The sequence below is a fragment of the Pseudomonas sp. UYIF39 genome (assembly GCF_029963765.1).
In the GTDB taxonomy this organism is placed as follows: domain Bacteria; phylum Pseudomonadota; class Gammaproteobacteria; order Pseudomonadales; family Pseudomonadaceae; genus Aquipseudomonas.
Genome location: NZ_JALBYU010000012.1, coordinates 89621 through 109478 on the forward strand (window position 1 = coordinate 89621; position 19858 = coordinate 109478).

Genomic DNA, 19858 nt, shown 5'->3' on the forward strand with positions numbered 1-19858 from the left:
CGCTCTGCGGTTACCGGGTGGGTTTGACGGTCACGGGCGCCTTGCCAGCCTTCATCTGCTCCAGCAACGGCGCGCACTGATTCGGTTCGCCACCGCTCGGCGCCACCAACGCCAGCAACCCCGCCGCCGGCGCGGCAATCACACCCAACGCCACCATCCCCACCCCGCGCAGTATCAGCGGCACAGCTTTCACACCCGCATCAGGCTTGATGAATTTGCCCCGCACATACAGCGGCGAACGCAGCGATATCAACCGCCAGCCCTTGGATTCCGGGGTGATGGTCAGGTCCAGTTGCTCAGTCGCCATGTTAGCCGTGCCATCGATGTAGATGATCGCGTTTTCGGTATCGAAGACGAACAGGCGCGTAGTCGCCAGACCAGTCTTGATGTCGAAGTCGGCGGCAGCGCAGTTGATCTTCACTTCCTTGTCGCCAAAGATCTTGCCCACCACATAGTTGCCGACGTTCAGCCCTGCCAGCTCCATCAATTCGCGACTGATAGCGCCATCGTTAATCAGCATCTTCAGATTGCCATTGGCGGTGCCCAGCAGTTTGGCCACCGAGTTGCCACGACCGGTGATGTCGGCATCGCCATTGAGCTCGCCGAAACTGGTTTTCATCGGCTCAAAGGTCGGGAACAACTGCTTGAGTTTGAACTTGCGTGCGGTGAGTTTGGCCCGGCCTTCCAACGGTTGGGTTCGGCCATTGAGGCGAATCTGAGCATCCAGATTGCCACCGGCCACGCCGAAGCGCAGGGGCTCAAGGCTGAGCACGCCATCAGTGAGTATCAGGTGGGTGTAGAGATCATTGAACGGCAGTTTTTCGCTGTGGACGATGCGCTTGCCAGTGAGCTCGACGTCAGCGTCCATATCGCGCCAGCGCTCGGTTTTAAACTCTTCGACTGGCAATACCTTGTCCGCCGGCTGCTTGCTTTCGCCGCCACGGGCCTTCTGTTTGGCGTTGGAATCGGCACCGATCAGCGGCGCCAGGTCGGCAAACAGCAGTTGATTGGATAGCAATGAGCCGCTCAGCTTCGGGCGCGGCTGGCTGGCGACATAGGCCAGGCTGCCATGGATGTCGCTCTGACCGATCTTGCCGTTGAATTCTTCGTAACGGAACACTGCACCGTCCGCTTCATGCAGCTTGGCGATCAAGTGGCCGTCAGTCTCGTACGGCGGTGTGTCCGGCAGGGTTACGCCGGTCAGCGGATAGAGATTGCCCAGGCTGGTGCCGGCCAGTTTCAGGCGCAAATCCAAGGCGCCGAGGTTCAGTGGATCGGTGAGGGTGCCGGCCAGTTCGACACTGGTGTCAGCGATCTTCACTTGAGCCTGAAGCGGAAACGGCTTTGCCGCGTCCTGCAACGCCAGCAGGCCGCCAATCTTGCCTTCGCCCGCGAGTTTCTGGCTGTGGTATTGGCCTTTGACCTTCAGCGCGAACGCGTAATCCTGCGGCGCGGCCCCCTTTTCCGACGCGGTTTTCGCGGCTTTGTCACCGACGATGTCACTGAACGGAATCGGTTTGCCCAGCGGGTCGATGATCAAATCGAGCTGAGTCTTCAGGCTTTGGTCGTCGAGGGTGACGTGGCCTTTGTCGAAGCCAATCGCACCGATGTCCACCACCCAGCTTGAAGGCTCGGCGTTCGGGTCTTTGGGGTCGAACTTGAAGGTCCAGTTTGCACGGCCGTCGGCCAGGCGCTGGAGGTCGGCATTCGGTTCGGTCAGGTCAATACGCGGGATCACCACGCGCTGCGCCAGCAAGGCCAAGGGCGAGAGGCGCAACTCGACACGCTTGAGGGTGACCATCTGTGGCTTCTTCGACCAGTCCGGGTTGCCCAGGCTCAAGTCTTGCGCCACGACATGCGGCCACGGCACCCACGCGCGCCAGCCGCCCTCGTCGGGCTCGCGTCGCCAGACCACCGCGAGGTTGCCGTTGATGGCGAACGGGCGGTGCAGCTCTTCGGAAACTTTGGCGTTAAGCGCTGGTTTGATTCGGTTCCAATCGAAGAACGCGATGATCAGAACCAGTATGGCCAGCAGGACAACAAGGCTGGCGAGGGTCCAGGTAAACATTTTACGAGTGCGCGTCATTGCACAGGGCTCCTGATACGACTGAGCGCCCTGACTGCGACGCACGTTTGAAACGTTAGGCCAGAACCGGCCTGCTATGGAATCTAGGACTGGAAAATGACGCGCAGGTTTAACCGAAATACCGCTTAACGTTCAAATAATCGGTCGGCGACAGGATGCCCCCTCAAATCAGCGTTACCGGCCCCGCACTTTTGCAAGGCGCAAGTGAGTTGAAAATACCCATCTCAGCGCAAAAACGTCCGCCGGAAACGCCCGATTTAGAGCCGTTTCACGGAACAATCAATTCCGTTGATTATTACCATTGCGTTTATGAACTTTTATATCGACTTATCGAGAGTAGCATTGCCCTCGTACCCACTTTATCGCCCTCCTACGGAGCACCCAATCATGAAACGCCAATTACTGTTTAGCCTTACCCTCTCGATGCTGGCCAGCACTGCTTTCGCCCTGCCAGCTGCTGACCAAGCGACCCCACAAGTCAAATCCACCCACTCGGAGTTCAGCCAAACCGTCGCCGAAGGTGGCAATGATCGCCTGAAAGAAAAAGGCCTGATCACCCAGGATGGCTCGGACCGTACTCCACAAGGCCAAACCCTGGCTGCTGACGGTTCCGATCGCACTCCACAGGGCCAAACCCTGGCTGCTGATGGTTCCGACCGCACTCCACAAGGTCAAACCCTGGCTGCTGACGGTTCCGACCGCACTCCACAAGGTCAAACCCTGGCTGCTGATGGTTCCGATCGCACTCCACAAGGTCAAACCCTGGCTGAAGGTGGTGGTGACCGTGTCATCGAACGCAACAGCGCTTTGAGCTGAGCCCATGGCGGCCCTGAAAAAAAGCCCAATCTCCGGATTGGGCTTTTGACGTTATAGAAGCCTCACTTCCCCGCTTGATTCCCCGATAGTCGTTCGACGCCGGCAAAGCCGATTTGCTAGAGTGCGCCGCTGTCTTATCCAGAAAATACCCTTGCGATGCTGCCCCGCGCCGAACAGAAACAACAGACCCGCAACGCCCTGATGGATGCTGCCCGCCACTTGATGGAATGCGGCCGAGGATTCGGCAGCCTGAGCCTGCGCGAAGTCGCCAGAACCGCCGGGATCGTGCCCACCGGTTTCTACCGGCATTTCGCCGATATGGATGAACTGGGCCTGGTGCTGGTGAGTGAAGTCGGTCAGACCTTCCGCGAAACCATTCGCCTGGTGCGCCACAACGAGTTCGTTATGGGCGGCATCATCGACGCCTCGGTGCGGATCTTTCTCGACGTGGTCACGGCCAATCGCTCGCAGTTCCTGTTTCTGGCTCGCGAGCAGTACGGCGGTTCGCTGCCGGTGCGCCTGGCCATCGGACGTTTGCGCGAAGACATCAGCTCGGACCTGGCGTCCGACTTGTCCTTGATGCCGAAACTGCAACACCTGGACATCGCCGGCCTGAGCGTCATGGCTGATCTGATTGTTAAAAGCGTGTTCGCAACCTTGCCAGACATCATTGATCCGCCGGCGCAGGCACTGCCCGAGCATCTGACGCCGCAGGCGAAGATTACCCAGCAGTTGCGCTTTATCTTTATCGGCCTGAAACATTGGCAGGGACTCGGCAGCACCGAATGACCCTGTGCGAGCTTGCTCGCGATAGCGGAATGTCAGTCACCTCAAATGCTGGCTGTGCCGACGCTATCGTCGGATCGCCGCCCGGAGCAAGCTCGCACCCACAATAAACCAGTCAAAGCATCAATTTGGTGCCACCGAAAAACCCTCGCACCATTCCAGTTCAAAATTCTGCAACATTCCAGAAACCCAACCGATCTCCGACAGGCATTTCCTACGTATCACCCGATTGGCAAGCCCCTTGCTCTAGCCAAAGCATTGTCCATTGCTGGAAGCCTTCCGATGCTGGTGATTCATCGCAGAATCGACCCTCAACCCGTCTGGGCCGCCGAGCTGCACCTGAACTTCGAAGCCCGGAGCAAAAGCCGTTTGCGCTGTTTCAGTGCCGAAGGTGAAGACGTCGGGTTGTTTTTGGAGCGCGGCCAGCCACCGCTGCATGACGGCGAGTGCCTTCAAGCCGAAGACGGACGCATCGTGCGCGTCTGCGCCCGGGCCGAACAATTGCTCCACGTCACCTGCGCCAATGCTTTCGAACTGACTCGCGCGGCCTATCACCTCGGCAACCGCCACGTCGCCCTGCAAGTCGGCGATGGCTGGTTGCGCCTGCTCGACGACTACGTGCTCAAGGCCATGCTCGAACAGCTTGATGCCAAGGTCGAGAACATCGAAGCGCCGTTCCAGCCGGAACACGGCGCCTATGGCGGCGGCCATCACCATTCGCGTCACGGCGATGAAGACTTCAACTACCCGCCCAAACTGCACCAGTTCGGCGTGCGGCTATGAACCCTGCCTGGGCGCTGTTGCGCCTGGCCAGTCCGCAGTTGCCGATTGGCGGTTACAGCTATTCCCAAGGCCTGGAAATGGCGGTGGATAACGGCCGCGTCAGCGATTCCGATAGCGCGCGGCGCTGGATCAGCGATCAGCTAATCCTGAATCTCGCACGCTTCGAAGCGCCACTGCTGCTCGCCCATTGCGTGGCCGCGGCAGAAGAAAACTGGGGTGAACTGCTGCAACGCTGCGAAGAACATCGCGCCAGTCGGGAAACCCGCGAGCTGCATCAGGAAAGTCGGCAGATGGGTTACTCGTTGCAGCAACTGCTTAACGGTTTGCCTGAACTTGATGCTCCGGCCCGCGCCTTTCTTGAACAACGTCCCGAGCCGCATCTGGCCCTTGGCTGGGCACTGGCCGCTCGCGCCTGGAATATCAGCCCGCAGGACGCACTGGCGGCGTGGCTCTGGAGTTGGCTGGAAAACCAACTGGCGGTGCTGATGAAAACCCTGCCGCTGGGTCAGCAAGCCGCACAACGCCTGACCAGCCAATTGCTGCCGCTGCTGCAAGAGGCCCAGCAGAATGCCACCCGAATCAACCCCGAACACTATGGCAGCGCTGCTTTCGGCCTGTCCCTGGCGTGCATGGCCCATGAGCGCCAGTACAGCCGTCTGTTCCGTTCCTAGGGCCTGTTATTTTGGCCCTGTTATTTTGGAGAAGCACATGAACACACAACCTCTGCGCGTCGGCATCGGCGGCCCGGTCGGTTCCGGCAAGACAGCCCTGACTCTGGCTCTGTGCCTGGCCTTGCGCGACCGCTACAACCTGGCGGTGGTCACCAACGACATCTACACCCGTGAAGACGCCGACTTTCTGGTGCGCAACGAAGCCTTGGCGCCGGAGCGGATCATCGGCGTGGAAACCGGCGGCTGCCCGCACACGGCGATTCGCGAGGACGCTTCGATCAACCTTGAAGCCGTGGATCAATTGAACCGCCGCTTTCCGGGGCTGGACCTGATTCTCGTGGAGTCCGGTGGCGACAACCTGTCCGCCACTTTCAGCCCGGAACTGTCCGACCTGACCATTTACGTGATCGACGTCTCGGCCGGCGACAAGCTGCCGCGCAAAGGTGGGCCGGGGATCTGCAAATCCGATCTGCTGGTAATCAACAAAATCGACCTCGCGCCATTGGTGGGTGCGTCGCTGGAACTGATGGACAGCGACACCAAGCGCATGCGCAACGGCAAACCGTTCGTTTTCAGCAACCAGAAAACCGGCCTTGGCCTGGAAAAAATCATCGCCTTCATCGAACGCCAGGGCCTGCTGACAGCGGCGTGAACACGATCAACTTTTATCAACAAGGAAGCTTATCCATGACACTTAAACGCATTCTGGGGGCCATGGCCCTGCTGCTGACCCCGGCCATCGCCTTCGCCCACCCAGGGCATGGCGACAACGGTTTGATCGCTGGCATCAGCCACCCGATCGGTGGCGTTGATCACTTGTTGGCGATGGTTGCGGTCGGTTTGTGGGCAGCGCAGCAGAAAGGCGCTGCACGCTGGGCGCTGCCGTGCACATTCGTCGGCATCATGCTGATCGGCGGGTTGCTGGGGTTTGAAGGGCTGAACCTGCCGGCGCTGGAGAGCGGGATTGCAGCGTCGGTGCTAGCGCTGGGTCTGGCGGTGGCTTTGGCAGTACGCCCACCGTTGAGCCTGGCCGTTGCGGCAACCGCTTTATTTGCGCTGTTCCACGGGGTGGCGCACGGACTGGAGTTGCCGCAGATGTCGAACCCTTGGGCGTATGCCGCGGGTTTTGTGGCGGCGACGGCTGCCTTGCACGGCTTGGGTTACTCCGTAGTGCGGGTGTTGCCGCAAGCGGCGGCGCCGTTGGTTCGACTGGTGGGTGCGGCCTCGGCGGCGACTGGCGTGTGGTTGCTGGCGGGCTGATTTCTTTATCGCCTGTGATGGCCTCATCGCGAGCAAGCTCGGCTCCCACAGTGGAATGCGTACTCCTGTGGGAGCCGAGCTTGCTCGCGATAGCGGTCTGACAGACACCGCATCTATCCGGCCGGCCTCTCTGCTAACATGTCGCGCAATCAACCCTGCCGTGACGACGCCAGCCAATGCCGCCTGTTTCCCGCTCCGCCTCCCAGCCTGAATTGACCACTCTGTTTGCCTCGGTACAACAGCATTTCCAGGACGTGATCGTGCCGCTCTGGCAAGGTCCCGGCTGGAATGCCGACATGGCGCTGCCCTATGAGGCGCTGGACGCCGGGCATCAACCGCTGACGCCCCAACGCTACCGGGCCATGGCCTGCGCGCGGCAGCTCTACCTGTTTTCCAGCCTGATCGGCCAGGTCCCGGCCGCGGAAGAGCGCGCCGCAGCGCTGTTCCGTTCCTTGCAGCAGCATTTCCATGATGCCGAGCATGGCGGCTGGTTCTATAGCGTCGATCCGCAGGGCGCACCGCTGGATCAGCGCAAAGACCTCTACACCCACGCTTTCATTCTGTTCGCCTGCGCCCATTACTGGGACAAAGTCCGCGAGCCGCGGGTGGAATCGGTGCTCAACGCCGCACTGGAAGTGGTAGCGCAGCGCTTTGCGACAGGCGACGGCCTGTACGAAGCCAGCCTCGACCGTGACTGGTCCTCGCTCAAATCCGGTCCGCTGCAAAATCCCCTGATGCACTTGGCCGAAGCCTTCCTCGCCACGCTGTCGGTGCGCAACGACGCCGCCGTGCAAGACGCGCTCGTCGAGTTATGCACAGCGATGCAGAAGCGTTTTATCGACCCGCAACACGGTGTGTTGATGGAGAAACCGCTGGGAGCTTTGGATAACTGGTTTGAACCGGGGCACCAGTTCGAGTGGTATTTCCTGCTGGAATCGTCTTCGTTGCTGCGCGGTTCGACACTCCACGCTTCTCTGGAACGCGCCTTTGCATTCACCGAACAACTGGGTGTCGATCAACAGACCGGCGCCGTGCGGGCCATGCTCGATCTGGAACCGAACGGCCCACCTCGGGACGCTACGCAGCGAATCTGGGCGCAGGCCGAATACCTGCGTGCCCTGACCTTGCGCCCAGACAGCGAGGCCGCGGTGCTGCGACAATTGCAGGCGTTGCAGCAGCACTCCCTGCATACGGGTGGCTGGTATGAGTGTCGTGATGAGAACGGTGACGTGACCCGCCGGGACATGCCGTCGACCACGCCTTATCACTTGGCAACCTGCTATCGCGGACTGGCCGAGTATCTTCGCTGACGGACAGATAGCTATCGCGAGCAAGCTCGCGATGGCCGTTACGCGGTCTTACGCCTTGCCACCATTACGCTCAATTGCAAACCCGCTCCACGTCTGACTCACCGGCATCAGCTCCAGGCTGTTGATGTTGATGTGCGCCGGGGCATTGAGCACCCAGAAAATGGTGTCGGCAATGTCTTGCGGCTGGATCGGCTCGGCACCGGCGTAAGTCGCGTTGTAACGCTCCTGATCACCAGCGAAACGCACCAGTGAAAACTCGCTTTCGCACAGGCCCGGCTCGATATTGCTCACCCGCACGCCTGTACCTTGCAGGTCGCAGCGCAAGTTCAGGGAGAACTGTTTGACGAACGCCTTGCTCGCGCCATACACATGGCTGCCCGGGTACGGGTAGTTACCGGCGATGGAGCCAAGGTTGACGATGCCGGCGCCGCGACCGTGAGCGATCAGGCGGGGCAACAACAGGCGAGTGCTGTACATCAGGCCTTTGATGTTGGTGTCGACCATGGTGTCCCAATCGTCGAGGTCGCACTTGGGCGCAGGGTCAACGCCCAGGGCCAGCCCGGCATTGTTGATCAGCCCGCGCAGCTTGGCGAAGGACGGCGGCAGGTTGGCAATCGCTTCCTCCATGGCCTTGCGATCACGCACGTCGAGCACCAGGCCATGGACCTCGGTCTGCTTCGACAACTCGGCGCACAGCGCATTGAGGCGCTCTTCACGACGGCCGGTCAGCACCAGTTTCCAGCCGGCTTCGGCAAAACGACGGGCGCAGGCTTCACCAAAACCGGAGGTCGCGCCGGTAATAAACAGGGTGTTGGACATCGTGTTCTCCTTGCTTCGGCTGATCGACAGCCACTGGAATAGAAAATCAGCAGGCAGCATGCCCGGCCTTGCCCACAGCGGCAACTACCTTACGAGCTGTACAAAAAACGATCAAACGTTGCCACGCCTTACCTGCCGTGGCTTTCAGCCATGTGCGCGCACCTTATCCACAGGCCGGTCCACAGTTTCCGGGGGCAAGTGCAAAAGCTGTAAGCCGCTGTGCACAAGGCTTTGCGGGCAAATTGGAAATTTTTTTGCTTGACCCTGGAACGCCGGCTGTGTAGCCCATGGCATTTTGCACGATTGACCGGTCATACCGACGATGGCGCCAAGCCAGTAACTACGGCCTTCAGCCGAGTCTTTCCAGAGTTTAACCACAGACTTATCCACAGGCAGCTCCACCCAATTTCACCCTGCTTTCGTCACCAACAAAAAGGTTGACAAAGCCCGCTCGCGGTCCCGCAAAAACGCCTGATCAAAAAACAACCACAACTCTGAAAGCCACGGTTTAAAAGGCTTTCAGCCAGCTACTCCCACGTTATTCACAGCCAGCTCCACAGCAAACGGGGACAAGTCAAAACCGTGACAAAACAACTATTTGCAGCGGCTTTATGTTGCGCTTTAAGAGCTTGGCAAATTTGTTTTCCACAATTTGCCGAAAGCTCCACAGTCACCTGTGGGAGCGAGCTTGCTCGCGATAGCGGTGGGTCATTCACCTCAATAGTGACTGTCTTGCCGTCATCGTCGGAACGCCGCCCGGAGCAAGCTCGCTCCCACAGGGATTAGTGGTGTTTTGGAGGTGCAAAAAAGCCCCGGCGATTGCTCGTCGAGGCTTCGGGTACTTCAACAGAACTCAGTGACCGCCGAGATAGGCGTTACGCACTTCCTCGTTAACCAGCAGTTCCTTGCCAGTGCCCGTGAGGCGGATCTCGCCGTTGACCATCACGTACGCCCGGTCCGACAGTTTGAGGGCGTGGTTGGCGTTCTGCTCCACCAGGAAGATGGTCATGCCGGTTTTGGCCAGCTCCCGCAGAGTCGCGAAGATCTGTTTCACCACAATCGGCGCCAGACCCAGGCTTGGCTCGTCAAGCAACAGCAGTTTCGGCCGGCTCATCAGCGCACGTGCGATGGCAAGCATTTGCTGCTCGCCGCCGGACATGGTCATGGCCCGCTGGGTGCGCCGCTCTTCGAGTCGCGGGAACAACTCGAACATGCGCTGCATGTCTTCCTTGGCGTACTTGTCACCGATAGGAATGGTGCCCATCAGCAGGTTTTCCTCGACGGTCATGTCAGGGAACACCCGCCGGCCTTCCGGCGATTGGGCGATGCCGTTAGAGGCGATATAGTGGGACGACTTATGGGTGATATCCACACCCTGATAGATGATCTGCCCGTCCGCCGCCCGCGGCTGACCGAAAATCGACATCAGCAGGGTCGATTTACCGGCGCCGTTGGAGCCGATCAAGCTGACGGTCTCACCTTCATTGATGTGCAGCGAGACTTTTTTCAGGGCCTGGATCGGCCCGTAAAACACGTCCAGCTCCTTGAGTTCGAGGATGGGTTGACTCATAGCACCACTTCCTCTTCATCAGCGCCCAGGTAAGCCGCAATCACTTTCGGATCGTTACGAATGGCATCAGGCCCGCCCTCGGCGATGACGATGCCGTGGTCCAGCACCACAATGTGGTCGGAAATGCTCATTACCATGCCCATGTCGTGTTCGATCAGTACCACGGTCAGATCGTGCTCGTCGCGCAGCAGCCGGATCATCGCGCTCAGCGCTTCGGTTTCCTGAGGGTTGAGGCCGGCGGCCGGTTCGTCGAGGCAGATGATCTGCGGCCGGGTGCACATGGCCCGGGCGATTTCCAGACGGCGTTGCTGACCATAGGACAGCTCGCCGGCCAGCCGGTTGGCGCAGTCCACCAGGTCCACCACTTCCAGCCAGTAGAACGCGTGGTCCAGCGCATCGCTTTCGGCCTTGCGATAGCCCTTGGTGTTGAGGATGCCGGCCAGCATGTTGCGGTTGACCCACATGTGTTGGGCCACCAGCAGGTTTTCCAGCACAGACATTTCCTTGAACAGGCGAATGTTCTGGAACGTCCGCGCCAGGCCGGCACGGTTCACCAGGTGGGTGCCGCCGAACATTTTGTAAAACAACCGCGTGGCGAAGGATTTCGGCGAGACGAAATCGACCGGTTTGAACGACTCACCCAACAACTGGATGACATTGGTTTTCTCGCCACGCACATTGAGTTCGATCTTGCCGCCCGAGGCCTTGTAGAACCCGGTCAGGCAGTTGAACACGGTGGTCTTGCCGGCGCCATTGGGGCCGATCAGGGCGAAAATCGAGTTGCGTTTGACCTTCAGGCTGACATCGTTCAACGCCTTGATGCCGCCGAAGTGCATCATCAGCTTCTCGACCGAGAGTACGACTTCGCTCATGGCGCTACTCCTTTACGCGGGGTCACACCGGTACGGCTGATCCGAATCAAGCCGCGCGGTCGCCAGATCATCATCAACACCATCAGGACGCCAAACAGCAGCACGCGGTACTCCGCGAATCCCCGCAGCAGTTCCGGGGCGACGGTCAGCACGAACGCCGCAATCACCACGCCGATAGTCGAGCCCATGCCGCCGAGTACCACGATGGCGAGGATCAATGCCGATTCGAAGAAGGTGAACGAGGTCGGGTTGACGAAACCTTGATAGGTGGCAAAGAACACACCGGCCAGACCGGCCGTCGATGCACCGATGGTGAACGCCGAGAGCTTCACCAAAACATGGTTCAGGCCCATGGAGCGGCAAGCGATTTCATCTTCACGCAACGCTTCCCAGGCGCGACCGACCGGCATGCGAGTCAGGCGGTGCTTGATGTACAGCACAGCCAATACCACCAGAAACAACACCGCATAAATGAAGTAATACTTCACATCCGGGTTGTAGGCGATGCCGAAGAACTCGTGGAACGGCACCCCGCCTTCTTTCGCCCTTTTGCCAAACTCGATGCCGAAGAAGGTTGGCAAAGGAGCAGCCATGCCATTCGGGCCGCCGGTCAGGGACAGCCAGTTATTGAGGATCAACCGGATGATTTCACCAAAGCCCAGGGTCACGATCGCCAGATAGTCACCGTGCAGGCGCAGCACCGGGAAACCGAGGATGCAACCGGCAAGGCCTGCAGTGATCGCCGCCAACGGCAGCACCGTCCAGAAGCCCAGACCGAGGTATTGATAACCGAGCGCCAAACCGTAGGCACCGATGGCGTAGAACGCCACGTAACCCAGGTCGAGCAGACCGGCCAGGCCGACCACAATGTTTAGCCCCAGGCCCAGCAGCACATAGATCAGCCCGAGGATGACCACGCCCAGCAGGTAAGAGTTGGAGAAGAACGGGAACACCACGGCGATGACAATCACCAGCGGCACGATCCAGCGCAACCGGGATTTGTAATCAGGCGGCAGTACATGAACCCCGGAGCCAGTGGTTTCAAAGCCTTCGAGAATTCTCAGGCCCTTGGGGGTTTGCAGGAACAGGCTCAAGGCAAAGCGGCCGGCCATGACGATGGCGACAATCCACGCCACCCGGGTGGTTTCCAGGTTGAAGCCGTAGCCGTCGAGGACCACGCCGACAATCGGGCCGAACACAATCAGGGCCACGAGGCCGGCAAGAATCGCGTCAACCAGGCTTTTTTTGAGATCAATGGTTTTTTTAGTGGTTGAAGACATCGCTTATACCTTCGACACAAGAGGACGGCCGAGCAGGCCTTGAGGCCGAAAGACCAGAACAAGAACGAGCAGCGAGAAGCTGAAAACGTCTTTGTAGTCCGAGTTCACCAGACCTGAGAACAGTGATTCGGAGATCCCCAGAATAATCCCGCCAAGCATGGCGCCAGGCAGCGAGCCGATCCCGCCGAGTACCGCAGCAGTGAACGCCTTGATGCCGATGACAAACCCGGCGTAGAAGTCGAACGTGCCGTAGTTCATGGTGATCAGAACGCCGGCCAAGGCCGCCATCGCTGCACCGATGATGAACACGTAAGAAATCACCCGGTCGGTGTTGATCCCCAGGATCGAGGCCATCTTGCGGTCTTGCTGGGTGGCGCGGCACATGCGGCCGAGCTTGGTGTACTTGATGACGTAGGTCAGCAGGGCCATCCCGGCAAACGCAGCGATCAGAATGAAGATCTTGGTGTAGGTGAGCTGTACGAAGCCGCTCCCGACTTCAACTCGCAATGCACCGGTTAGCAGTGTGGGCACGCCTTGCTGACGAGCGCCTTGGGCGATCTGTGCATAGTTTTGCAGGATCAGCGAAATACCGATGGCGCTGATCAGTGGTGCCAGTCGTGTGGAGTTGCGCAACGGTTTATAGGCGACGCGCTCGATGACCCAGCCATACACCGCCGTGACGATGATGGTGAAGACCAGTGTGCCGAGCATCAGCAGGGGGAAGGATTCAATACCGAAGTAAGCCAGCAGAGCCAGACTGATTGCCGCGAGGTAAGCGGAAATCATGTAAACCTCGCCGTGGGCGAAGTTGATCATGCCGATGATGCCATAGACCATTGTGTAGCCGATGGCGATCAGGCCATAGACCGACCCGAGGGTCAGGCCGTTGACCAGTTGCTGCAGGAAAATACCATCCATAACGCAATCTCACGCATTTGAGAGACTGCACAGAAGCGAGTTGCAACGGACCGGGGTTCAGCCGCCGGCGCAACACGGTTGTGTGCAGCTCTACGAGAAAAGACAGGTACTGCACGGACATGTTGATTGATGGCCCGGCGCACCAGGCGCCGGGCAATCAGCAGTTCATATCACTTCTGTTTTTCCAGTTGGTGGTATTTACCGTCCTTGTCCCACTGGTAAACCACGTAGTCGGAGACTTTCAGGTCACCCTTGCTGTCCCAGGTCTTTTCGCCCATGACGGTTTTGACCGGGTTTTTCTTCAGCCACTCGGCTGCTTTTTCGCCGCTGTTGGACTTGGCGCCGTTGAAAGCTGCAGCCAGGGCCTGGACCGACGCGTAGGCGTACAAGGTATAGCCTTCAGGCTCGGTGCCTTTTTTGCGGAACTCATCCACTACCGTCTTGCTGTCTGGCAACAGACGCGGGTCGGCGCCGAAAGTCATGTACACACCGTCAACGTTCTGCGGGCCACCGGCGGTGGTCACCAGTTCGTCGGTCACGATGCCGTCATCGGACATGAACTTGATGTCTTTAAGGCCCTGTTCACGCAGTTGGCGAACCAGTGGACCGGCTTCCGGGTGCAAGCCACCGAAGTAGACCACGTCGGCACCGGCCGCACGGATCTTGGTCACCACGGCGCTGAAGTCTTTCTCGCCGCGGGTCAGGCCTTCGTACAGCACCGGCGTTACGCCGCGCTTGACCAGTTGAGCCTTGGTGGCATCGGCCAGGCCTTGGCCGTAGGTGTCTTTGTCGTGCAGCACGGCAACTTTTTTGCCCTTGAGCACGTCGACGATGTAGTCGCCAGCGACGATGCCTTGCTGATCGTCACGACCGCACATACGGAACATGGCGCTCAGGCCGCGCTCGGTAACCTGTGGGTTGGTAGAGCCTGGAGTGATTGCAATGATGCCCGCTTCGTCGTAGATCTCCGAAGCCGGGATAGTCGAGGAGGAACAGAAGTGACCGACTACGCCAGCAACTTTCTGGTTGGTCAGGTCCTTGGCGACCGTCACAGCCTGCTTCGGTTCGCAGGCGTCATCGCCCTTGACCAGTACGATTTTTTCCCCGTTTACGCCGCCCGTTGCGTTGATTGCATCGGCCGCAGCCTGTGCACCCTTCATGTACTGCTCGCCAAATGCTGCGTTGGCGCCTGTCATCGGCCCCGCCACACCGATTTTCACATCAGCCTGTGCAAACGCTGAAACACCCAACGCAGTTGCCACTGCGAGGGCCAGAAAGCCTTTCTTGTAAAACGTCTGGGACATGAGGTGGTGCTCCATGGGTTTTTTTTAGTTGGCACTGCGACTTCCTGAATGCTCAGAGCAAGGGCCGTGCCATCGGTTTTTTATTCTGAAAAAAGTCGCTGCTTTATTGTTATTTCGACTGTTTTGATCCCATTTTCATTGGGCGTGCAACCGTCTAAACCGCTGAAGGTGAAACCATTTATTTTTAAAGGCGCAACCCGAGCGCGCCATCATTGCAACCGCAGCGCCAAACGACGTGCAACCAGCCTGTAACAACGTGCGTCACCGAAGTGCACACTGCTGGTGCGGGACTGCTACAACCCGCACCTTTTACAGGCTAGTCGCTGCGCGAAAAAGCGCCGCTTTCAGCAACAACTTTCAACAATCAAATAACGATTCGCAGGCACTGGCCTGCGTGATACAGCGAGAATCCAGCCTCGTATAAACAGCTGCGCAACCCCACACCCGCCAATGGCTGCATGGGCGCAAAGGGAATCGGCAGCGCTTGAGGATTTCCGTTACACAGATAATCGGCAAAGGCTTTGCCGACGACAGTGCCAGTAGTGACGCCCCGACCGTTGTAACCGGTGACTGCCACCAAACCGGGCGCCGGCTCGAACAAACGCATCAAATGATCGGGAGTGAAGGCGATGCAACCGGTCCAGGTGCACTCCCATTCAACCGGTTTGAGATAAGGAAAATAGTGCTGCTGAACCCGGTCGGCCCAGGCTTTAAGGAACCAGGTCGGCTTCTGATTGCCATTACCGAGACTGCCGAGCAGCAGACGGCCGTCCTTATCGCGACGAACACTGCTGAGGACCTGGCGGGTGTCCCAGGAACCCTGGCCACCCGGGAGAATTTGCTGCGCAGCCTCTTCGGTCAGCGGGACCGACGCCACTTGATAGTAATAACCAGGGAAGAAGTTGCGCCGCAATTCCGTCCAGTCGCCTTCGGTGTAGGCGTTAGAGGCAATCACGACTTGCTCGGCAAGCACCGAACCCTGAGCGGTCTGTACCGACCAGCGCTGGCCCTGACGTTCGAGTCGGGTCACCGGGGAATGATCGAACAACTGGCCGCCGAGACCGGTGGCCGCTTTGGCCAGCCCCGTCGTGTAAGCCATTGGGTTGATCGTGCCGGCACGTCGATCGAGCAGCGCAGCGGCAATCTTTTTGGTACCCGTCGCTTGTTCGCAGGCTTGACCAGTCAGCAGTTCCACCGGCGCACCGCGACGTTTCCATTGTTCTTCACGACTGCGCAAGTCCGCTTCGCCACGCGCGTTGTGCGCCATGTGCAACGTGCCTTCACGGCGTAACTGGCAATCGATGTTGTACTTATCCACAAGGCTGAACACCAGGGACGGCGCTGCACCGAGCATGCGATTCAGCTGACTGCCGACCGCCTCGCCGAAACCGGCCTCGATCTCGTCCGGTGGAATCCACATCCCGGCATTGACCAGCCCGACGTTGCGCCCCGATCCGCCATGACCGGCGCGATGGGCTTCCAGTACACAGACGCTTTTGCCTTTTTCCAGCAGATGCACCGCCGCCGACAGACCGGTGAAACCGGCGCCGATGACGCAGACATCGACCTTTACTTCGCCCTTGAGCGCCGCGTTGTCAGGCCTTTGCGGCGTCAGTTTTTCCCACAGACACTCTTCGCGTAACGGCATTGCCAGACTCCAACAGAAACCTAACCAACACACCATTCATTGTGGGAGCGAGCTTGCTCGCTCCCACAGGGGGATCACCGTTCGACTCGAAATTTAGTCGAAGGTAATCCCTTGAGCCAGCGGCAACTCCAGCGAATAGTTCACGGTGTTGGTCTGACGGCGCATGTAGCCGCGCCATGCATCGGAACCGGATTCACGACCGCCACCCGTTTCTTTCTCACCGCCAAACGCCCCGCCGATTTCCGCGCCGCTCGGGCCGATGTTGACGTTGGCGATGCCGCAGTCACTGCCCACCGCCGACATGAACTGCTCGGCTTCACGTACGTCAGTGGTGAAGATGCACGAGGACAGGCCTTGTGGCACGGCGTTGTTCAGGCGCAGGGCTTCGTCGAAATCCTTGTAACCGACCACGTACAGAATCGGCGCGAAGGTTTCATGGCAAACCACATCGCTCTGCTCCGGCATTTCAACAATGGCCGGCGAGACGTAATAAGCGTTAGGGAATTTATCTTCCAGTTGGCGCTTGCCGCCGAACACCCGGCCGCCTTCGCTCAAGGCCTGCTCAAGCGCGTCCTGCATGTTTTCGAAACTGTGCTTGTCGATCAGCGGACCGATCAGGTTGCCTTCCAGTGGATTGCCAATGCGCACTTTGGAGTAAGCGGCTTTCAGACGGGTGACGATTTCTTCTTTCACCGATTCGTGGGCAATCAGGCGACGCAGGGTGGTGCAACGCTGACCGGCAGTGCCGACGGCGCTGAACAGGATGGCTCGTACGGCCATGTCCAGGTCGGCGCTTGGGCCGAGGATCATTGCGTTGTTACCGCCCAGCTCCAGAATGCTGCGAGCGAAACGTGCGGCGATTTTCGGTGCTACTTCGCGGCCCATGCGGGTGCTGCCGGTGGCGCTGATCAGCGCGACACGCGGGTCATCGACCAAGGCTTCGCCGGCATCGCGACCGCCAATGATGACTTGGCTCAGGTGCGGTGGCGCGTCGCTGAAGTTCTTCAGTACGCGGTCGAACAGCGCCTGGCAGGCCAGGGCCGTCAGCGGGGTTTTCTCCGATGGCTTCCAGATCACCGGGTTGCCGCAGACCAATGCCAGCGCGGTGTTCCAGGCCCAGACCGCAACCGGGAAGTTGAACGCGCTGATGACGCCAACGACGCCCAGCGGGTGCCAGGTTTCGCGCATGTGGTGGCCAGGACGCTCGGAAGCGATGGTCAAACCGTACAACTGACGGGACAGGCCGACGGCGAAATCGCAGATGTCGATCATTTCCTGAACTTCACCCAGGCCTTCCTGAGTGATCTTGCCGGCTTCCCAGGACACCAGCTCGCCAAGGTCGGCCTTGTATTCACGCAGAATATCGCCCAACTGGCGGACCAGTTCGCCACGGCGCGGAGCCGGGACCTTGCGCCAGAGTTCGAACGCATGATCTGCACGACTGATGTGCTGCTCGACTTCAGCGGCGCCTTCCCAGTTCACGGCGGCGATCTGGCTGCCATCGATCGGCGAATGCACCGGCACTTTGCCGTTCTGGTACAGGGCCGGGTTAACACCAAGACGATCAAGCAATGCGGCAACCATGGGTCACTCCTCAAGCGAAAAACAGAAAACGTGCAGCCGGATTAATTCGGCTCGTGAGGCCTGTAGTTTTAGCGCTCCCGACGTTACCCAACAAACGACCTTTAAGAGAGATATCATTCCGTTTATTCATGCTGCGAATTGCTGGTAAGAAAGAAACAAGAAAAAGGACAACCCATGCTGAATAAACGCTACTTGCCGTCGATCACCGCGCTGCAGTGCTTTGAGGCCGTGACCCGGCATTTGAACTTCACCCGGGCGGCTGAAGAACTGAACCTGACCCAGAGCGCGGTCAGTAAACAGGTCGCGCAACTGGAAGAATTGCTGCAGCACCTGTTGTTCCGCCGGGTGCGCCGACGCCTGCAAATGACCCCGGCCGGTGACTTGTACCTGGTGGAGGTACGAAAAATCCTCACGCAGGTCGAGATGTCGACCCACTACCTGCGCTCCTACGGCGGTGAAACCGAAGTCCTGCGCGTCTCGACGCCTCCGACCTTCGGCGCGCGCTGGCTAGTGCCACGCTTGAAGGGGTGGCGCCTGCGCCATCCCTCGATCCATCTGGACCTGTGCAGCGAGCAGGAAGCCGACGATCTGCTGCAAGGTCGCAGCGACCTGGCGTTCTACTTCGGCCAGGGCTCACGCCCCGGCACTGAATGCCTGAAGCTGTTCGGCGAAGAGCTGGTGCCGGTCTGCGCACCGGGCAGCCTGCCGGACACGCCGGTCACCGATCCTACGCAACTCACCGACCTGGTCCTGCTGCAAAACGCCTCCCGGCCCCAGGCCTGGCACGACTGGTTCGACAGTCAGGGCTACCACACCGAACACAGCTACCACGGCCCGCGTTTCGAAACCTTTTATATGTGCATCCGCGCAGCCCAGGTCGGCTGCGGTGTGGCGCTGTTGCCGCGGTTTCTGGTGGAAGAGGAATTGGCCGACGGCAAACTGGTCATACCCTGGCAGCATGCGCAGCCCAGCACCGATGCCTATTACCTGGCGTATCCGGAGCATTCGGCGGAAGTGCCGAAGGTGCGGGATTTTGTGAAGTGGATGTTGGAGCAGATCGACAGCCCGGATGCGCCGCAGAATTGAGACCTGACACAACACCTGTGGCGAGGGGGCTTGCCCCCATTGGGTCGACCCTATGAGCCAACAACCCGGGTTGTCAGGCTCATAGTGGCGTCACGCAATACCAAAGAGGCCCTCGACGATTTTGGTTTGAGCGAGGCGTCCGCGCAGGTCCTCATCGATGGAGGGATCATCCATTCTGTACAGCCGCACCTTGCGATACGCATTGACTCGATTGATCTCTCGCCCCAAATACTCCCAAACCACCCGCGAACATGCCGGAGTGCGATGGTCGGCCGCTGAAACACCCATCTTCAAGCCATTGAGTCGAATAATCCGGCTTTTGTAGTTTGGAATAAGAATGGTCTGACTGATCTCGTTGGACGTCAGCGACTCATAGTCGAGCAGGAACAAGCGATCCTGTAGATAGTAGGCAACCCCAACGTATCGATATCGCTCAAATGTCCCCTCTGCCCCACCAATCTGTATCCGCTCATTTCGTTCATACACGAAATGTTGGCCCTCCTCCCTTATGTGCACCAATGAACACAGAATGCAACCTGGCTCTGTCATCGCGTAGTAGTACTCGTAGTAATAACCACAATAAGCCTTGAGCTGCGACGAAGACTGTCTGCGCAGGTGATCAAGCATGCGCTGAGGCGCTGCCATCTCGTCCGAGGGTTTGATTTTCTTGGATTTAACGCCAATGAGCGTGATGAATTGCTCCGTCGGCAAATACATCTCGTACTCTTCAACCCCAAAAAAATCACAGATCCGTTTAAGGTTAAACGGTGTCGGAAGACTATTCCCACTCAAGTACTTATTAAACTGCCCTCGATTAATACGAAGTCTCCTACAAACCTCCGCGATAGATCGGTAGTGGCTGCATAGCTGTCTTAAGTTATTCGGAAAAAATTCACGCATATCAGCTCATCACAATAGTGCTAGAAGGCTCAAACATAGCAGCAACTCGCATCATTTTTAAGCAAGTCGCGAAATTGCACTCAGCGATACGATAACCGGATATTACGAGCCTTGAGGCTTTCTCAAGACAGCCAACAAAAGCCGAACAATTCGCCACTACTCTAA

Annotated in this window: 18 protein-coding genes; 8 read left to right on the forward strand and 10 right to left on the reverse strand. The window is 58.8% G+C overall.

Features of this window, described 5'->3' with window-relative positions:
- Positions 1 to 10: 10 nt before the first annotated feature.
- Complete coding sequence (locus MO767_RS17735) at positions 11 to 2086, reverse strand: AsmA family protein (RefSeq protein ID WP_282481552.1); 2076 nt, start codon at positions 2084 to 2086, stop codon at positions 11 to 13.
- A gap of 387 nt (positions 2087 to 2473) precedes the next feature.
- Here MO767_RS17735 and MO767_RS17740 point away from each other — a divergent pair, with 387 nt between their 5' ends.
- The 7 genes from MO767_RS17740 to MO767_RS17770 all read left to right on the forward strand — a co-directional run bounded on the left by MO767_RS17740 (position 2474) and on the right by MO767_RS17770 (position 7712).
- Entirely contained in the window at positions 2474 to 2902 is a 429-nt protein-coding gene (locus tag MO767_RS17740; protein WP_282481553.1) for a hypothetical protein, read from the forward strand.
- Between the two features lie 156 nt (positions 2903 to 3058).
- The gene (locus MO767_RS17745) at positions 3059 to 3691 is read left to right on the forward strand and encodes a TetR family transcriptional regulator (RefSeq protein ID WP_282481554.1); all 633 of its coding nucleotides are present in this window, start codon (positions 3059 to 3061) and stop codon (positions 3689 to 3691) included.
- A gap of 279 nt (positions 3692 to 3970) precedes the next feature.
- On the forward strand, positions 3971 to 4471 hold the full coding sequence (ureE, locus tag MO767_RS17750) for an urease accessory protein UreE (protein ID WP_282481555.1): 501 nt from the start codon (positions 3971 to 3973) through the stop codon (positions 4469 to 4471).
- Positions 4468 to 5142: an urease accessory protein UreF gene (locus tag MO767_RS17755; RefSeq protein ID WP_282481556.1), complete on the forward strand. Its 675-nt coding sequence runs from the start codon at positions 4468 to 4470 to the stop codon at positions 5140 to 5142. Before ureE ends, MO767_RS17755 begins: the two co-directional genes overlap by 4 nt.
- Positions 5143 to 5179: 37 nt before the next feature.
- The gene (gene ureG / locus MO767_RS17760) at positions 5180 to 5794 is read left to right on the forward strand and encodes an urease accessory protein UreG (protein WP_282481557.1); all 615 of its coding nucleotides are present in this window, start codon (positions 5180 to 5182) and stop codon (positions 5792 to 5794) included.
- Between the two features lie 35 nt (positions 5795 to 5829).
- Positions 5830 to 6402, forward strand: a complete 573-nt coding sequence (locus MO767_RS17765; protein WP_282481558.1) for a HupE/UreJ family protein — start codon at positions 5830 to 5832, stop codon at positions 6400 to 6402.
- Between the two features lie 176 nt (positions 6403 to 6578).
- The gene (locus MO767_RS17770; RefSeq protein WP_282481559.1) at positions 6579 to 7712 is read left to right on the forward strand and encodes an AGE family epimerase/isomerase; all 1134 of its coding nucleotides are present in this window, start codon (positions 6579 to 6581) and stop codon (positions 7710 to 7712) included.
- A gap of 48 nt (positions 7713 to 7760) precedes the next feature.
- Here the strand turns inward: MO767_RS17770 and MO767_RS17775 are convergent, their stop codons facing one another.
- The 8 genes from MO767_RS17775 to MO767_RS17810 all read right to left on the reverse strand — a co-directional run bounded on the left by MO767_RS17775 (position 7761) and on the right by MO767_RS17810 (position 17707).
- Positions 7761 to 8531, reverse strand: coding sequence for an SDR family oxidoreductase (locus MO767_RS17775; protein ID WP_008153379.1), 771 nt, complete (start codon positions 8529 to 8531; stop codon positions 7761 to 7763).
- An 853-nt stretch (positions 8532 to 9384) separates the two neighbouring features.
- Positions 9385 to 10101, reverse strand: coding sequence for an ABC transporter ATP-binding protein (locus tag MO767_RS17780; RefSeq protein ID WP_149631975.1), 717 nt, complete (start codon positions 10099 to 10101; stop codon positions 9385 to 9387).
- Positions 10098 to 10973 (reverse strand): ATP-binding cassette domain-containing protein, encoded by an 876-nt coding sequence (locus tag MO767_RS17785; protein ID WP_282481560.1) that lies wholly within the window; start codon positions 10971 to 10973, stop codon positions 10098 to 10100. Before MO767_RS17785 ends, MO767_RS17780 begins: the two co-directional genes overlap by 4 nt.
- Positions 10970 to 12253 (reverse strand): high-affinity branched-chain amino acid ABC transporter permease LivM, encoded by a 1284-nt coding sequence (gene livM / locus MO767_RS17790; RefSeq protein WP_282481561.1) that lies wholly within the window; start codon positions 12251 to 12253, stop codon positions 10970 to 10972. The genes MO767_RS17785 and livM overlap by 4 nt, the downstream gene beginning before the upstream one ends.
- A 3-nt stretch (positions 12254 to 12256) precedes the next feature.
- Positions 12257 to 13171: a branched-chain amino acid ABC transporter permease LivH gene (locus MO767_RS17795; protein WP_282481562.1), complete on the reverse strand. Its 915-nt coding sequence runs from the start codon at positions 13169 to 13171 to the stop codon at positions 12257 to 12259.
- Positions 13172 to 13341: 170 nt separating this feature from the next.
- Complete coding sequence (locus tag MO767_RS17800) at positions 13342 to 14475, reverse strand: branched-chain amino acid ABC transporter substrate-binding protein (protein WP_282481563.1); 1134 nt, start codon at positions 14473 to 14475, stop codon at positions 13342 to 13344.
- A gap of 364 nt (positions 14476 to 14839) precedes the next feature.
- On the reverse strand, positions 14840 to 16123 hold the full coding sequence (locus MO767_RS17805; RefSeq protein ID WP_282481564.1) for an FAD-binding oxidoreductase: 1284 nt from the start codon (positions 16121 to 16123) through the stop codon (positions 14840 to 14842).
- A gap of 93 nt (positions 16124 to 16216) precedes the next feature.
- Positions 16217 to 17707 (reverse strand): aldehyde dehydrogenase family protein, encoded by a 1491-nt coding sequence (locus MO767_RS17810; protein ID WP_008153370.1) that lies wholly within the window; start codon positions 17705 to 17707, stop codon positions 16217 to 16219.
- 174 nt (positions 17708 to 17881) lie between these two features.
- Between MO767_RS17810 and MO767_RS17815 the strand changes: the two genes are divergently transcribed.
- A complete protein-coding gene (locus MO767_RS17815; RefSeq protein ID WP_282481565.1) occupies positions 17882 to 18793 on the forward strand; it encodes a LysR substrate-binding domain-containing protein in 912 nt (303 codons plus the stop codon).
- Between the two features lie 90 nt (positions 18794 to 18883).
- Here MO767_RS17815 and MO767_RS17820 read toward each other — a convergent pair whose 3' ends face one another.
- Positions 18884 to 19510 (reverse strand): XRE family transcriptional regulator, encoded by a 627-nt coding sequence (locus MO767_RS17820; RefSeq protein ID WP_348134185.1) that lies wholly within the window; start codon positions 19508 to 19510, stop codon positions 18884 to 18886.
- Between the last annotated feature and the right edge of the window lie 348 nt (positions 19511 to 19858).

Excerpts from the sequence above, each read along its gene's own strand:
- MO767_RS17810 (WP_008153370.1), bottom strand. The coding sequence starts at position 17,707 with ATGGTTGCCGCATTGCTTGATCGTCTTGGTGTTAACCCGGCCCTGTAC.
- MO767_RS17755 (WP_282481556.1), top strand. The coding sequence starts at position 4,468 with ATGAACCCTGCCTGGGCGCTGTTGCGCCTGGCCAGTCCGCAGTTGCCG.
- ureE (WP_282481555.1), top strand. The coding sequence starts at position 3,971 with ATGCTGGTGATTCATCGCAGAATCGACCCTCAACCCGTCTGGGCCGCC.
- MO767_RS17775 (WP_008153379.1), bottom strand. The coding sequence starts at position 8,531 with ATGTCCAACACCCTGTTTATTACCGGCGCGACCTCCGGTTTTGGTGAA.
- MO767_RS17785 (WP_282481560.1), bottom strand. The coding sequence starts at position 10,973 with ATGAGCGAAGTCGTACTCTCGGTCGAGAAGCTGATGATGCACTTCGGC.
- MO767_RS17735 (WP_282481552.1), bottom strand. The coding sequence starts at position 2,086 with ATGACGCGCACTCGTAAAATGTTTACCTGGACCCTCGCCAGCCTTGTT.
- MO767_RS17820 (WP_348134185.1), bottom strand. The coding sequence starts at position 19,510 with ATGTATTTGCCGACGGAGCAATTCATCACGCTCATTGGCGTTAAATCC.
- MO767_RS17765 (WP_282481558.1), top strand. The coding sequence starts at position 5,830 with ATGACACTTAAACGCATTCTGGGGGCCATGGCCCTGCTGCTGACCCCG.
- MO767_RS17805 (WP_282481564.1), bottom strand. The coding sequence starts at position 16,123 with ATGCCGTTACGCGAAGAGTGTCTGTGGGAAAAACTGACGCCGCAAAGG.
- MO767_RS17795 (WP_282481562.1), bottom strand. The coding sequence starts at position 13,171 with ATGGATGGTATTTTCCTGCAGCAACTGGTCAACGGCCTGACCCTCGGG.
- MO767_RS17770 (WP_282481559.1), top strand. The coding sequence starts at position 6,579 with ATGCCGCCTGTTTCCCGCTCCGCCTCCCAGCCTGAATTGACCACTCTG.
- livM (WP_282481561.1), bottom strand. The coding sequence starts at position 12,253 with ATGTCTTCAACCACTAAAAAAACCATTGATCTCAAAAAAAGCCTGGTT.
- MO767_RS17740 (WP_282481553.1), top strand. The coding sequence starts at position 2,474 with ATGAAACGCCAATTACTGTTTAGCCTTACCCTCTCGATGCTGGCCAGC.
- MO767_RS17815 (WP_282481565.1), top strand. The coding sequence starts at position 17,882 with ATGCTGAATAAACGCTACTTGCCGTCGATCACCGCGCTGCAGTGCTTT.
- MO767_RS17800 (WP_282481563.1), bottom strand. The coding sequence starts at position 14,475 with ATGTCCCAGACGTTTTACAAGAAAGGCTTTCTGGCCCTCGCAGTGGCA.
- ureG (WP_282481557.1), top strand. The coding sequence starts at position 5,180 with ATGAACACACAACCTCTGCGCGTCGGCATCGGCGGCCCGGTCGGTTCC.
- MO767_RS17780 (WP_149631975.1), bottom strand. The coding sequence starts at position 10,101 with ATGAGTCAACCCATCCTCGAACTCAAGGAGCTGGACGTGTTTTACGGG.
- MO767_RS17745 (WP_282481554.1), top strand. The coding sequence starts at position 3,059 with ATGCTGCCCCGCGCCGAACAGAAACAACAGACCCGCAACGCCCTGATG.